Annotated in this window: 13 protein-coding genes and 1 tRNA gene; 7 read left to right on the top strand and 7 right to left on the bottom strand. The window is 57.0% G+C overall.

Annotated elements, in window-relative coordinates:
* Positions 1-41: 41 nt before the first annotated feature.
* The 3 genes from AC2FJZ_RS17080 to fabI form a co-directional block, all read right to left on the bottom strand.
* The gene (locus AC2FJZ_RS17080) at positions 42-1217 is read right to left on the bottom strand and encodes an aminotransferase (protein ID WP_496779110.1); all 1176 of its coding nucleotides are present in this window, start codon (positions 1215-1217) and stop codon (positions 42-44) included.
* Positions 1218-1281: 64 nt separating this feature from the next.
* Complete coding sequence (gpt, locus tag AC2FJZ_RS17075) at positions 1282-1791, bottom strand: xanthine phosphoribosyltransferase (protein ID WP_050602350.1); 510 nt, start codon at positions 1789-1791, stop codon at positions 1282-1284.
* 4 nt (positions 1792-1795) lie between these two features.
* Entirely contained in the window at positions 1796-2602 is an 807-nt protein-coding gene (gene fabI, locus AC2FJZ_RS17070) for an enoyl-ACP reductase FabI (protein WP_050602351.1), read from the bottom strand.
* Between the two features lie 135 nt (positions 2603-2737).
* On the opposite strand from fabI, the gene pdxH reads away from it, so the two are divergent.
* The 4 genes from pdxH to AC2FJZ_RS17050 all read left to right on the top strand — a co-directional run bounded on the left by pdxH (position 2738) and on the right by AC2FJZ_RS17050 (position 4587).
* Positions 2738-3343: a pyridoxamine 5'-phosphate oxidase gene (gene pdxH, locus AC2FJZ_RS17065; protein ID WP_496779108.1), complete on the top strand. Its 606-nt coding sequence runs from the start codon at positions 2738-2740 to the stop codon at positions 3341-3343.
* 142 nt (positions 3344-3485) lie between these two features.
* The gene (locus AC2FJZ_RS17060) at positions 3486-3992 is read left to right on the top strand and encodes a cold-shock protein (RefSeq protein ID WP_371255944.1); all 507 of its coding nucleotides are present in this window, start codon (positions 3486-3488) and stop codon (positions 3990-3992) included.
* Positions 3993-3999: 7 nt separating this feature from the next.
* Positions 4000-4467 (top strand): DUF192 domain-containing protein, encoded by a 468-nt coding sequence (locus tag AC2FJZ_RS17055; RefSeq protein WP_496669761.1) that lies wholly within the window; start codon positions 4000-4002, stop codon positions 4465-4467.
* Between the two features lie 43 nt (positions 4468-4510).
* Positions 4511-4587: transfer RNA gene (locus AC2FJZ_RS17050), tRNA-Pro, on the top strand.
* A gap of 263 nt (positions 4588-4850) precedes the next feature.
* Here the strand turns inward: AC2FJZ_RS17050 and AC2FJZ_RS17045 are convergent.
* Complete coding sequence (locus AC2FJZ_RS17045; RefSeq protein WP_496779106.1) at positions 4851-5033, bottom strand: hypothetical protein; 183 nt, start codon at positions 5031-5033, stop codon at positions 4851-4853.
* Positions 5034-5576: 543 nt separating this feature from the next.
* Between AC2FJZ_RS17045 and AC2FJZ_RS17040 the strand changes: the two genes are divergently transcribed.
* Together AC2FJZ_RS17040 and AC2FJZ_RS17035 are read left to right on the top strand one after the other, a co-directional pair.
* A complete protein-coding gene (locus AC2FJZ_RS17040) occupies positions 5577-9197 on the top strand; it encodes a vitamin B12-dependent ribonucleotide reductase (RefSeq protein WP_496779104.1) in 3621 nt (1206 codons plus the stop codon).
* A 539-nt stretch (positions 9198-9736) separates the two neighbouring features.
* On the top strand, positions 9737-9982 hold the full coding sequence (locus tag AC2FJZ_RS17035; RefSeq protein ID WP_083445164.1) for an EF-hand domain-containing protein: 246 nt from the start codon (positions 9737-9739) through the stop codon (positions 9980-9982).
* 43 nt (positions 9983-10025) lie between these two features.
* Here AC2FJZ_RS17035 and AC2FJZ_RS17030 read toward each other — a convergent pair whose 3' ends face one another.
* Complete coding sequence (locus tag AC2FJZ_RS17030) at positions 10026-11570, bottom strand: trimethylamine methyltransferase family protein (RefSeq protein ID WP_496779102.1); 1545 nt, start codon at positions 11568-11570, stop codon at positions 10026-10028.
* Between the two features lie 403 nt (positions 11571-11973).
* Here AC2FJZ_RS17030 and AC2FJZ_RS17025 point away from each other — a divergent pair, with 403 nt between their 5' ends.
* Positions 11974-12504, top strand: a complete 531-nt coding sequence (locus tag AC2FJZ_RS17025; RefSeq protein ID WP_496669771.1) for an outer membrane protein — start codon at positions 11974-11976, stop codon at positions 12502-12504.
* A gap of 3 nt (positions 12505-12507) precedes the next feature.
* Here the strand turns inward: AC2FJZ_RS17025 and AC2FJZ_RS17020 are convergent, their stop codons facing one another.
* Together AC2FJZ_RS17020 and AC2FJZ_RS17015 are read right to left on the bottom strand one after the other, a co-directional pair.
* Positions 12508-13692, bottom strand: a complete 1185-nt coding sequence (locus AC2FJZ_RS17020; RefSeq protein ID WP_496779100.1) for a pyridoxal phosphate-dependent aminotransferase — start codon at positions 13690-13692, stop codon at positions 12508-12510.
* Between the two features lie 57 nt (positions 13693-13749).
* Positions 13750-14094, bottom strand: coding sequence for an MmcQ/YjbR family DNA-binding protein (locus AC2FJZ_RS17015; protein WP_496779098.1), 345 nt, complete (start codon positions 14092-14094; stop codon positions 13750-13752).
* Positions 14095-14126 lie beyond the last annotated feature (32 nt).

The following is a 14126-nucleotide window of genomic DNA, read 5'->3' as shown; positions in this document are numbered from 1 at the left end:
GTTGCGGCCCTGAATACGACGCACACCGCCGGGGGGCAAGCTTAGAAGGACAGGCCCTGCAACCGGTCGAACAATTGTCCCAGTCCCGCACGGTCGAGATTGGCGAACGCCACACGTACCTGCCGTCTTCCGGCGGGATCATGATCGGGCATGAACATGGTACCGGGTAACAGCAGCACGCCTGCCTCAGCCACCAGACGGCGGGCCAGATCATCCGAAGGCATGTCGAACGGATGTTCGAGATAAGCAAAATACGCCCCAAGCCCTAAAAGACGCCATCCTTTGGCTTCAAGTGCAGGCATTCCATCTTTGATTGCAGCTCTGCGGTCGAGAATTTCGTCTCGCTCACCCGCCAGCCATTGTGACAAGTTCTGCATTCCCCAAAGGGCCGCGAACTGGCCGATCTGGCCGGGGCAAATGGCGACTGTGTCGAGGAATTTCTCGACCTCGGCCAAAAGAGAACGGCTTGTTGCTATGGCACCAACCCGGTGGCCGGTCAGGCGATAGGATTTCGAGAAGGAATAGAGGTGAATCAGCGTCTCATCCCAGGCGGGTTGCTGGAACAGATCGTGGGGTGGGCCGCTGCGACTGTCGAAATCGCGATAGGTTTCGTCGACGATCAAGCGAATCCCGTTGTCGCGCGCCAGGTCATAGAACGCTCGAACCAGATCGGCGGGGTATTCCACGCCACCGGGGTTGTTGGGCGTAACCAGTGCGATGGCGCGCGTTTTCCCGGTGATCCGCTGACGTGCCAGCTCTGGATCGGGCAACAGATCGTCACCCGTCGGCAAATCCACTGTGCGCACACCTACCATGTCCAGCCACATTTTATGATTGAAATACCATGGCGTTGGCAGAATCACCTCATCTGCCTCATCGGTGATCGCCGAGACTACAGCCGAAAACGCCTGATTGCAGCCCGAGGTGATTGCGGTCTGAGATACGTCAACCTGTGCCGCGTAATGCGCGCCGATCTGGGCCGCCAGTTCCGTGCGCAGGTCGTCATTCCCCAAAACAGGCCCGTACAAATGAGCGCTATCTTCCTGCACTGCAAAATCGGCCATCGCTTTGCGCAGCGCGAGCGGGGGCGGGTCGACCGGTGCGGCCTGGCTGACGTTTATCAGCGGACGCTCTGCGGGAAAGCTGACACCTTCCAGCCATCGCCGCGCCTCCATCACCGGAGGGGAAAAGGTGGCGCTGGTACGAGTCTGGGTCATGGCGTGCCGGTTTTATTGCGAGGCTCAGCCCCACACTCCGAGGTTTTTTGAACAGAAGAAGGGATCAGTCGGTACCGCGATAGGGCTCGACATATTGCAGTGCCATGTCCCAGGGGAAGAAGATCCAGGTGTCCTGGCTGACCTCGGTGATGAACGTATTGACCATCGGGCGGCCCTTGGGTTTGGCATAGACCGTTGCGAAATGGGCGTTGGGATACAACTCACGCACAAGTTCCAGCGTTTTGCCGCTGTCGACCAGATCGTCGATGATCAGAATCCCGGTGCCATCGCCCATCAGATCTTGATTGGGCGCTTTCAGCACTTCGGCCTCACCCTGAGCCTGATGGTGGTAAGACTTTACGCTGACGGTATCCACGGTGCGAATGTCCAGCTCTCGGCTGACAATCATCGCAGGGGCCATGCCACCGCGTGTGATGGCGACAACGGCGCGCCAGGCCCCATTGTCCGGGCCTTGCCCGTCGAGCCGCCAAGCCAGCGCGCGCGAGTCGCGATGGATTTGGTCCCAGCTGATGTGAAAGCCTTTTTCGTGTGGCAGGCGGTCCTTAGCACTCATGATCTCAGCCCTTTTCTACATCAGGTGCATCAACGGCTTTCATGCCGACGATGTGATAGCCCGAATCCACGTGCAGGTTTTCCCCGGTCACGCCGCTGGACAGATCTGACAGCAGATAGAGTGCCGACTTGCCCACATCGTCTATGGTCACGTTGCGACGCAGGGGCGAGTTATACTCGTTCCACTTCATGATATAGCGGAAATCGCCGATGCCGCTGGCAGCCAGGGTCTTGATCGGACCGGCCGAGATCGAGTTGACGCGGATGCCGTCCTTACCCAGATCCTCGGCCAAATATTTCACCGATGCCTCCAGTGCGGCTTTGGCGACGCCCATAACGTTGTAGTGAGGCATCACTTGTTCGGCACCGTAATAGGTTAGGGTGACGGCGCTGCCGCCTTCGCCCATCATCTTTTCGGCCCGCTGCATAACGGCGGTGAAGGAATAAACCGACACGTCCATAGTCAGCTTGAAATTCGCCCGGCTGGTGTCGACGTAGCGACCGCGCAGCTCGTTCTTGTCGGAAAAACCGATGGCATGAACAATAAAGTCCAACTTGCCCCATTTTTCTTCCAGCGCGGTGAACAGAGCATCGATGGATGCCTCGTCGCTCACGTCGCAGGGCAGGACGATTTCGCTGCCCAATTGTGCAGCAAGCGGGTCGACACGCTTTTTCAGGGCGTCGCCCTGATAGGAAAAAGCAAGCTCGGCCCCGGCGTCGGACAAGGCGCGGGCGATTCCCCATGCAATTGATTTGTCATTGGCCAGTCCCATGATGAGGCCGCGTTTGCCGGCCATCAACTGATTTGACATGTGTGGTTCTCCGCCTGTCTTCGCGATCTGTTGAGTTGGTGTATGCCATTGGTAGCGTTGCTTCAAGGCCGTGCGCTCTTGCCCGCAGCGGGTTCTCGCCTTAGGTTCGACATTAATACTTTCCAGGGGATGGAAATGACCGAGCGTGATGGCATCTTTGCTGGCACTGATCCGTTTGTAATAGCGGGTCGGTGGCTTGCCGAGGCTGAACAGACAGAACCGAATGATGCTAATGCGATTGCGCTTGCAACCGTCGACCCTGATGGGTTGCCGAATGCCCGTATGGTGCTGCTGAAGGAAATCGAAGCGGATTCGTTTGTTTTCTATACCAACTATGAAAGCGTGAAGGCGGCAGAGTTGGAGGCCGCGGGCAAGGCCGCGTTTGTGATGCATTGGAAATCTTTGCGGCGTCAACTGCGTGTTCGTGGTACAATAACGCGTGAAAACGGTCCTCAGGCGGATGAGTATTACGCATCGAGATCGCTAAAGAGCCGTTTGGGCGCCTGGGCGTCAAAGCAATCGCAACCGCTTTCCAGCCGAACCGCGCTGATGGCTGACGTGGCGAAAGTGACTGCAAAGCTGGGGCCGAATCCGCCACGCCCCCCGTTTTGGGGCGGGTACCGGCTGACGCCGACCGAGATTGAGTTCTGGGCCGATGGGGCATTTCGCCTGCATGACCGGTTCAGATGGCAACGTAATGAGCCGGGATCGGCATGGCATGTGGAAAGGTTGAATCCATGACGTTCGCGTGTCGTGAAATGCAACGGGCAGAAAGTAAACAGTTTTTTCAGCTTGAATTTGCCTGCCGTTCCCATAAACAACAAACCCTTAACGAACTGCTAAAATTCGCGATGGGAAAACCGTGCCAGAAGACCTGAACAATATGTATCGCGTCCGTGGACACGTGAAATGGTTCGATCCTGCCAAGGGATATGGATTCGTTGTGTCCGACGAAGGCGGCCCAGATATTCTGTTGCATGTGAATGTACTGCGGAATTTCGGTCAAAGCTCTGTCGCGGATGGTGCCGGGATCGAGATCATGACGCACCGCACCGACCGAGGCGTTCAGGCGGTGGAAGTCGTCGCGATCGATCCTCCGGCGCGGACCGACTCGATGATGCTGGCCGATTTTGCCGAGCTTGACCCGGTAGATATTGCCGCCGCTCCGTTGGAAGCGGCACGGGTCAAGTGGTTCGACAAGGGCAAGGGCTTTGGCTTTGCAAATGTCTTTGGCCGCGGCGAAGACGTTTTCCTTCATATCGAAGTGTTGCGGCGTTCCGGTCTGGCTGATCTTCAACCTGGCGAAGCTCTGGCTATGCGGGTGATTGACGGCAAACGGGGCCGAATGGCGGCACAAGTGCTGGCTTGGGAAGCCGCACTGGACGGCTGAGTTCTTGATGATACGGATTCTGACGCTCTTAACCCTGTTAATCACGATATGTGCGGGTGGGGCGTTTGCAGCATGCAGCGTTGATCGTGTCACTTTAAGAAATGACAGCGCGACAATTCGATTTGATATCGAGCTGGCAGTAACGCCCGAGGAGCGTTCGCACGGTTTGATGCTTCGCGAATCCCTGCCGAATCGATCCGGGATGTTGTTTGTCTTCGATCCACCGCAAAGGGTTGCGTTCTGGATGAAGGACACCCTGATTCCTCTCGATATGATTTTTGTGGATCGCACTGGCACGGTCACGCGTGTGCATGAGGGGGCGATTCCCGGTGATCTGACCCCAATCGAAGGCGGAGATTCCGTTTTTGCAGTGCTTGAAATCAATGCCGGATTGTCCGCACGCTACTCAATTGCGCCCGGCACACAGATGCAGCATGAAATTTTTTCGCAAGGTCCTGCGATTTGGCCCTGTTAGGGCTTTTCAAATCAGATTGGCGTCGTTAGGAAGGCGCACGGTCCGGGGCGTGGCGCAGTCTGGTAGCGCACCTGTTTTGGGTACAGGGGGTCGTAGGTTCGAATCCTGCCGCCCCGACCACTTCCATCAAGCTAAGTCAGCGAGCCTCCCATTGTTTGGTAGAGCTCGCTGATGGCTTGGTCCAAGATCTTACTTTCAACTGGAACTTCGACCGCGGTGCCGGCTTTTTGCGGCACATTGAAGAAGACCTGTGCGTCCACGCGATATCCGGCGTTTGTCTTCGTCGATGTAAGACGTATGACACTTTGAGGGAGGTCTTGAGGATCGCCATCATAATTCAGAATCAGGTAGGCTGCCGCATTGGGGGGCAAGAACTCGCTGCATTAAAAAGTTTGCTTCCCGGTTTTCTCAAAAGATTCACCAGGGCCTGAACAATTGATTTCAAAGGTATCGAACAAACGTTGAGGGTAGGTTTCGAACTGTGCGCTGCGTGACGCGATGGGCACATCTTGTGGTGTGCAGGCCACGATGAAGGCGATAGCCGGAATAAAGTGGAACAACTTCATTCATTTGAACCTTCTGACACCTGAGCGAACCATCCGGCGCAAATCGCAGGTCAGTTAGACCAAGTGAAGATGATTCCCTTTCACCTTAGTCAGTATGGCATTGGTTGATCAAATGCAGATAACTATGCTGGTAAACACGGGAATTCGTTTTGAGACTTCGAGATGTCGGCGGAAATTTGCCGTGGACGAAGCTGTGGAGGAATCGGAACCTGCGGATGGGCGGGCCTCCGTAGCGCTCAGGTCAACAAAAAAGATTTCAAAAATGGCTGAAAAAGGGCGTTGACCTTCTATGGTAACATACGTCAAATTGTATGAGCCAACGAGAGTGCCACAATATCTGGTGTCCAAACCGGAACAGGCAGCGGGCGAGGGTCGGACAAGCACAAAAGATTAACGTGCAGCCGCAATAGCGGTTTTTAAGCTGTCTCAGACAGTGACCAATACCTTTGCGAGCTCTTCTCTGGGCGTTGCGGGCGACACCCAGCAACACAAGATTTGGTGTCGGGAATCGAAAATTGAGCTGTATTAATCAGGGCTGCGGACATGAAGATTAAGAGAAGTTTTACCAAACCAGATCAGGATGCTTACGCAGAACTGGATTTTGTGTCCGCAACGTCTGAAATCCGAAATCCGGACGGTACAATTGTTTTTCGTCTCGACAATATCGAAGTGCCCGCAAGCTGGTCTCAGGTGGCCAGCGACGTGATCGCGCAGAAATACTTCCGCAAGGCAGGCGTTCCTTCCAAGCTGAAAAAAGTAAAAGAGAAGGACGTTCCCGAATTCCTGTGGCGCTCGGTCCCTGCGGATGGCGCTGAGTTCGATGGGGAGACATCCTCGAAGCAAGTTTTCGACCGTCTGGCCGGGGCGTGGGCGTATTGGGGCTGGAAGGGTGGCTATTTCTCGACCGAGGATGACGCGCGCGCTTACTTTGATGAGATGCGCTATATGTTGGCGACTCAGCGCGCCGCGCCGAACAGCCCGCAGTGGTTCAACACCGGCCTGCACTGGGCCTATGGCATCGACGGCCCGGCGCAGGGGCACCACTATGTCGATTACAAAACCGGCAAGTTGACCAAATCGAAATCCGCTTACGAACACCCGCAACCACACGCGTGTTTCATTCAGTCCGTTGATGACGATCTGGTGAACGAAGGCGGTATCATGGATCTGTGGGTGCGCGAGGCGCGCCTGTTCAAATATGGCTCTGGTACCGGGACCAACTTCAGCCATCTGCGTGCAGAAGGCGAGGCGCTGTCGGGTGGCGGCAAGTCCTCGGGCCTGATGGGCTTTCTCAAGATCGGCGACCGCGCCGCTGGCGCGATCAAATCAGGCGGAACAACCCGTCGGGCAGCAAAGATGGTAATCGTCGATGCAGATCACCCAGACATCGAGAAATTCATCGAATGGAAGGTGATTGAAGAGCAGAAAGTGGCCTCGATCGTTGCCGGATCGAAGATGCACGAGAAGATGCTGAACGGCATTTTCGAGGCCATTCGCACATGGGACGGGTCTGCTGATGACGCTTACGATCCCAACGCAAACGACGCGTTGAAGAAGGCGGTTCGTGAGGCGAAAAAGGTCGCGATCCCTGAGACTTACATCAAGCGTGTTCTGGATTACGCCAAGCAGGGTCACGACAGTATCGAATTCCCGACCTACGACACGGACTGGGATTCGGAAGCCTACAGCTCGGTCTCGGGTCAGAACTCGAACAACTCGATCCGCGTGACAAACGCGTTCCTGACCGCTGTCCAGAAAGACGCCGATTGGGAACTGATCAACCGCACCGATGGCAAGGTCGCCCGTACCGTCAAAGCGCGCGATCTGTGGGAAAAGGTCGGCCACGCGGCCTGGGCCTGTGCCGATCCGGGTATTCAGTTCCACGACACCGTAAACGAGTGGCACACATGCCCCAAAGACGGAGAGATTCGCGGCTCGAACCCGTGCTCGGAATACATGTTCCTTGACGACACGGCCTGCAACCTTGCGTCAATGAATTTGCTGACCTTCCTCAAGGATGGTGAGTTCCAGGCGGCCGATTACATGCACGCCTCGCGCCTGTGGACACTGACGCTGGAAATCTCGGTGACTATGGCGCAGTTCCCGTCGAAGGAAATCGCCCAGCTGTCTTACGACTTCCGCACGCTGGGTCTGGGTTATGCCAATATCGGCGGTCTGCTGATGAACATGAGCTACAGCTATGACTCGGACGAGGGGCGGGCGATCTGCGGCGCGCTGACCGCGATCATGACCGGTGTGGCTTATGCAACCTCGGCTGAAATCGCCGGTGAGCTTGGCCCGTTCAAAGGTTATGAGCGCAACGCCGACCACATGCTGCGCGTCATCCGCAACCACCGCCGCGCGTCGCAGGGTGTGACGGATGGCTATGAGAAACTGGCGGTGAAGCCGGTGCCGCTGGACCACGGCAACTGTCCGGATAAACGTCTGGTCGATCTGGCCATGTCGGCCTGGGATGAAGCGCTGAGCCTTGGTGAGAAGAACGGTTATCGCAACGCGCAGGCCACCGTGATCGCGCCAACAGGCACCATCGGTCTGGTGATGGATTGCGACACCACCGGCATCGAGCCTGACTTTGCGCTGGTCAAATTCAAGAAGCTGGCCGGTGGCGGCTACTTCAAGATCATCAACCGCTCGGTGCCCTCGGCACTGGAAAAGCTGGGATATTCCTCGTCTCAAATCGAAGAGATCGTCGGCTATGCGGTCGGGCACGGCACCATCGGCAACGCGCCGGGGATCAACCATACGTCGCTGACCGGTCATGGCTTTGGCCCCAACGAGTTGGCCAAAGTGGACGCCGCGCTGGAAAGCGCCTTCGACATCCGGTTCGTCTTCAACCAATGGACACTGGGAGAGGACTTCTGCACGGGCGTTCTTGGCATCCCGGCGACCAAACTGAACGATCCGACCTTCGATCTGCTGCGGCATCTGGGCTTTACCCGTGCGGATATCGAGGCAGCCAACGACCACGTTTGCGGAACCATGACGTTGGAAGGTGCGCCGCACCTGAGGGAAGAGCACTATTCGATCTTCGACTGCGCGAACCCGTGCGGCAAGAAAGGCAAGCGTTTCCTAGGGGTTGATAGCCACATCACCATGATGGCAGCGGCGCAAAGCTTCATCTCGGGGGCGATCTCAAAAACGATCAACATGCCGAATGACGCGACCATCGAAGACTGCCAGAAAGCCTATGAGCTTAGCTGGTCGTTGGGTGTGAAGGCCAACGCGCTTTATCGTGACGGCTCGAAACTGTCGCAGCCGCTGGCGGCTGCACTGGTCGAGGATGACGATGAAGCGGCAGAAGTGCTGGAAAGCGGTTCGATGCAGGAAAAGGCCGTCGTCCTGGCAGAAAAGGTGATCGAGAAGGTTGTGGTCAAAGAGATCATCCGCAGCCATCGCGAGAAACTGCCGCATCGCCGCAAGGGGTATACCCAGAAGGCAATTGTTGGTGGCCACAAAGTATACCTGCGGACAGGTGAATTCGAAGACGGTCAGCTGGGCGAGATTTTCATCGACATGCATAAGGAAGGCGCAGGCTTCCGGGCAATGATGAACAACTTTGCCATCGCGGTCTCGGTTGGTCTGCAATACGGCGTGCCGTTGGAAGAGTTTGTTGATGCCTTCACCTTCACCAAGTTCGAACCGGCGGGGATGGTGCAGGGTAACGATTCGATCAAGAATGCGACGTCGATCCTGGATTATATCTTCCGCGAACTGGCCGTGTCTTATCTGGACCGCACCGATCTGGCCCATGTGAAACCCGAAGGTGCAAGCTTTGATGATTTGGGTCGCGGTGAGGAGGAAGGTGTCTCAAACGTCTCAGAGATCAGTGAAACTGCGGCATCCAAGTCCTTGGAAGTGCTGAAACAAATCAGCTCAACCGGCTACCTGCGCAAGCGCCTGCCGCAAGATCTGGCGGTGTTCAACGCGGGTAAGGCCGAGCTGGGTGGTATGGCTGAAACTGCCGCTGCCTTCGAAGCTCCCGTCGTGGAAAGTGCTGTAGCCACTGGAATGGACGCCCGCACCAAAGCCAAGATGCAGGGCTACGAAGGTGACCCTTGTGGCGAATGCGGAAACTACACGCTGGTGCGCAACGGCACTTGCATGAAGTGCAACACCTGCGGCGCGACAAGCGGGTGTAGCTAAAGAATAACGCCCCGGCACCCCGGGGCGTAGGGGTCGGACGCTGCCCTTGGTTACCGACCCCGACGAATACGGAGTAAAGGTCTGAGACTTACCAACTGACCTTTCTCCACTCGGTCGACATGCCCGTGTTGGCCGGGAACAGGGTGGGGCGGAATATTTGCTCTTTCCCACTCTTTCACGGGGCGGGTGCGCTCGCCCCATGCGCAGTCCAGGCCGCAGGCAAAAAAATACCGGGCGGTCAACGAAATGAGCCTGGAAGGCGAAACTGACAGGGGGCTTCGGCCCCCTTTCTTTTTGCGCCGAGGTGCCCGGATAAGCGTGCTCTTGCCGGATTAGGCAGTATGTGTCGGGCCAGACCCGCCGAAACGGGTCTGGCGGAGTTTTGCCCGGCGGCGCTTTGCGACTCCGACTCGGGCAAACACGCAAGGATTGGCGCGAATCCTTGGTGTTCGCGCAAAACGGGTGACGCCTTCGGTGTTACGGTGTTTCTGGGGCCTGTCCGGACGAAGACATAATCAACCTAATCAGGAGGCACCAACATGAAACCGCAGTATTTAATTGGAATGTCCATCGCGGCAATGACCCTGCCGGGGATGGTCTTGGCCCAATCCACAGCCGATGCCAATGGCGATGGCGTTCTGACCATCGAAGAAGTTCAGGCCGTTGTGCCGAGCGTGGACGCAGATACATTTTCGACGATGGACGCCAACGGCGACGGAGCGTTGGACGCAGATGAAATAGCTGTCGCTCAGGAAGCGGGGCTACTTCCGCCCAATAACGGCTGATCCGGTGGGCGGCCCGAGAATCTTCGGGCCGCCCTTTCGCGTGCTACTCGGGCAAATGAATGTTGAACTTTTGCCGAAGCTCTGTGTCCAGAAGCGGGTCGAACTTTGCCGCTGACGGGGCAGACAGGATCTCTTCCTTGCGGGCTATTGCCTTTTCGATCAGATCCGGTTTGCCAAGTTCCACCCATTCCTTGGGGGAAGAGCGGTCGCCGAACGTTGGATAAACGTAATCGGCCTGCATCCGGCTAAGCGTTGCTTCCGTTCCCAGATAATGACCCGGGCCACCCATGCAGACTGATGCGATCTGATCCAGGGCCAGAGTTTCGTCCGACACTTCGATCCCGCGGACACAGCGTTGTGCCTGACCGATCAAATCGTCGCTGAGGATCAGGCTTTCGAAGCAGAAGCCCAGCAGAGACGCGTGCATACCCGCAGCCTCATACACCATGTTCAACCCGGACAGACCTGCCATCACGTTCGAACACATCTGTTCCCATCCGGCCTGCATGTCCGGAAGCTTCGAATCCGAAGCTCCTGCGGCCGCACCGCCGGGCAGGTCGTAGAACCGGTGCATCTGAGCGCAGCCCGCCGTCAGCAAAGCCTGTTCGCCAGACCCGATGGACATCGCACCTGTCCGCAAGTCCAGACCAAAGGGCCAGGTGCCAAAAACAGCAGGGGCACCGGGCTTTACGGCGTTTACATAAACCAGTCCTGCCAGACATTCAGCGGTCGCCTGCGCAATTGCTCCGGCTATGGTCGAAGGCGCAGTGGCACCGGCCATCCCGGCGGACAATAGCAGAACCGGCATACCGGCCTTGATGCATTCCTCCATCACTTCGCAGCTTTCGGTCGCGAATTTCATCGGCGGAACCACAAAGCAGTTCGAGTTCGAAACAAACGGCCGCTCGCGGTATTTGTCTTCGCCGCCCGCGATCATGTAGATCATCTCCATCGCAGGGGCGACGTGGCTGGGTTCGGTGAAAGATGTGCCGATATGTTTGAAGGTTCCGGAACAGCTGGCGTAGATCGTGTTCAGGTCCATCTCGAGGTTATCCGCGATGTCGCGGCAGACCATTGGGCGTTGAACAAAGTGTATGTTGTCAAGCTGTTGGCAGATACGAGCCGCGTCATGCAAGTCTTGCACGGTTGAGTCGCGATATTCACGTCCGTGAACGTCGACCATGGATACGGCGGCTCCAGCCGTGCCGTAATGTACTTTGGTTCCCGTCAGTTCCAGATCGGTTTTTCCGTCCCGGCTGTACATAGTGACCGAGCGGTTTGCCTTTGCAATCGTGTCTTCAACCAAGGCACGCGGAAACCGGATGCGGCCATCGTCGCCCAGGGTGCAGCCAGCTCCGACCAGATAATCGATGCCGCTTTGGGGTGCATCCGCCAACCCGATCGTCTCAAGAGCGGTCAGGGCGGCCTCATGGATCCGTTCGATCTGTGCCTGTGTCAGAACATTCAGAACGCCGCCTTCCATTCCGGGGCGTACAGGGCGCAAATGCTCGGGCAGGGCGGTTGCACGGGCGGCGCGGCGCGCGGCGCGGCCGCCACTGCGGGATGTGTTGCGGGATTGGTCGTTCATTTGGGTTTTCCGGTCGTTGAGTGCTGTCGTGGGGTGCAGGGAAAACGCCTTTACGGCCGTCCTCGTGCGGCACGCCCACGATCCGCACCGATGGTGCGGCTGATCAAGCTGATCTTCCAATCGTGGTCAGTCATTCTGCCTCTCAACATTTGATCCGACGTTTTCAAAATACAGCAACGCAATCTGTTCTGTTTGCGACCTCTGCTTGATTTTGCGACCTACACTGTGTGCCATCTTCAGGATGAAAGCGGGTCGGTGCGGATTTTCTCCCGTTTTGGTAGAATTCTGTTATAGTACCTTCACTTACTATTGAACGTTGTGACCATTGAATTGAATTCTGACGGAACGGATCACAGATTAAACTGAGATTGCATCTTTAGATCGAAACAAGAGCGGCCTAGCTTTGAAACCGGTTCGGAAACCCCTTTCTGCCCTGATCGCAGCGACCCTGATCGCTGGCGCAAGCCCGAGTTTGGCTGAGGATTGGACCGGTGGATATGTGGGCCTCAGCTTTGGATATGCTGATGCGGATGGGCCAGGAGGGGCCAGCGGTGACGATACCGCTTTTGGGGCCCATGTGGGCTACGATCTGGATTTGGGGAATTTCGTCCTGGGCGGAGAGCTGGAATACAACCGCCTATCGCTGGATCTGGGGTCGTCCCAGGGTAGCCTGGACAGCATGACCCGCCTGAAGCTGCGCGGTGGATATGATTTCGGCAGCGCATTGGGATATGTGGTTGTCGGCGCGGCACGGGCTGAAACCTCGGTCGACAGCGATACAGCCGCCGTTTACGGCATCGGCGTAGCCTATCCGATAGGTGAGAACTTTGTAATCAGCGGCGAGGCGCTGCGGCAGAATTTCGACGACGTCACCCGTTCCAGCGGCAGTTTGGATTCCAACGTCTTCAATCTGCGCACCACATTCCGATTTTGACGGCTATTCTGCGGCGTGACGCTGCGCAAGCTGCTCTGCAAAACAACACAGCGTGGTCAGGGCGCTTGCAAAACGCTCATCTTCGACGGTCATGGCCACTCGAATATGCCCAGCGGCGGCTGAACCAAAGCTCTCTCCCGGCATGACGGCAATGGTGTGCGTATCTAATAGGGCATTGGCAAAATCTTCCCCTGACAGCCCGGTTTTTCGAACGTCCAGCATCAGGTACATCGCGCCTTGCGCTGGCACCAAACCAACGGTGGATTGCGCCTGAAGAATATCCATGGCCAGTGAACGCCGACGGCGGAACGGAGCGGCAATCTTCTCTTCCAACTCGGGTCCAGCGGTCAGCGCGAAACTGGACGCGTCCTGAATGAAGCCAGGCACGCCATAGGTCGTGTGAGTGGCAAGATTAATCAGATGATCGATAACCTCTTCGGGGCCTACGATCCAACCACAACGCGATCCTGTCATGGCATGAGACTTGGACATCGATCCCACAACGAGCGTCCGATCCGCCATACCGGGCAAAACGCGCGGCGACAGGTGCTCGCCCTCCCAGACCTGCGTATCGTAGACCTCATCCGAGATCAGCCACAGGTCGCGCCTCTGACAGACCTCGGCTATCGCTTCAAGCGATTGACGGGAATAGACCACTCCGGTCGGATTGTTGGGTGTGTTGATCAACAGTGAAACGGCATCGTTAGCCGCTGCATCGATCCAATCGGCGTTGGGTTGAAAGGCATCTTCTGCCGCGGTCGGAACCGCGCGGGCAACTGCTCCGGCCCCGCGAATCGTGCCTGGGTACGTGGCGTAATAGGGGTCGAGGAACAGGCCCACATCGCCCGGGTCACATACAGCCATATGGGCCGCAAACAAGGCAGATTGGCCGCCGGGCGTGATCATAACATTGTTGCGCGTTGTTGGAACGCCCGTCCGCGTTTGCACCCGTGCCGCAACCGTGTCGCGCAGAAGATCCGTTCCGGGCACCATGGCATAGCCGGTGTGCCCCTCGCGAGCCGACAAGGCCATCGCATGCAGGATCGACGGGTCAGTTCGGACATCATGCTCACCGATCGTCAACTCGGTGACGGCATGTCCCTCGCTCAGCATCCGGCGCGCCCGGTAGAACACGTCCCATCCATCGCTGTCGCCGGTCAGATGCATGATGCGCTCAGAAAGTTTCATAACAATGCCCCTGGACTCATTTCCGTTGAATGGGGCAGAGCAACAGAGTTTTGTCAATCAGCTTCGCGGCGGCAATGTCGTCTTTAGTTTCTTTGTGAGGGACGCGCGGACAATGTCGTAAGACACCGTCAGGCGATGGCGCAATTCCTCGGGCTCTGCGTCAAACGGTAGACGCACCCAACTGCGATGGAAATAGGGGGCTTTCACCCCCACACCGGCATCAATCACCATCTGTGCCGTTTCGACGTCGGGCGTTTTGACAGAAACCCCGTCATTTGCCGTGCCGATACAGGCGAACATCTTACCGCCGACTTTCCACGCGTCATGCCCGCCGCCCCAGGGGTCTGACAACTCGGCTCCGGGGAATTCTTTGCAAATCGCGTTGATGTTATCTCGATCCATGATCTGCACGCTGACTTAGACTACTCGCAAAC

This window comes from Ruegeria sp. CDSA079, from assembly GCF_059612245.1.
The sequence above is the reverse complement of the archived record's forward strand: the minus strand, read 5'-3'. Positions and strand labels throughout refer to the sequence as shown.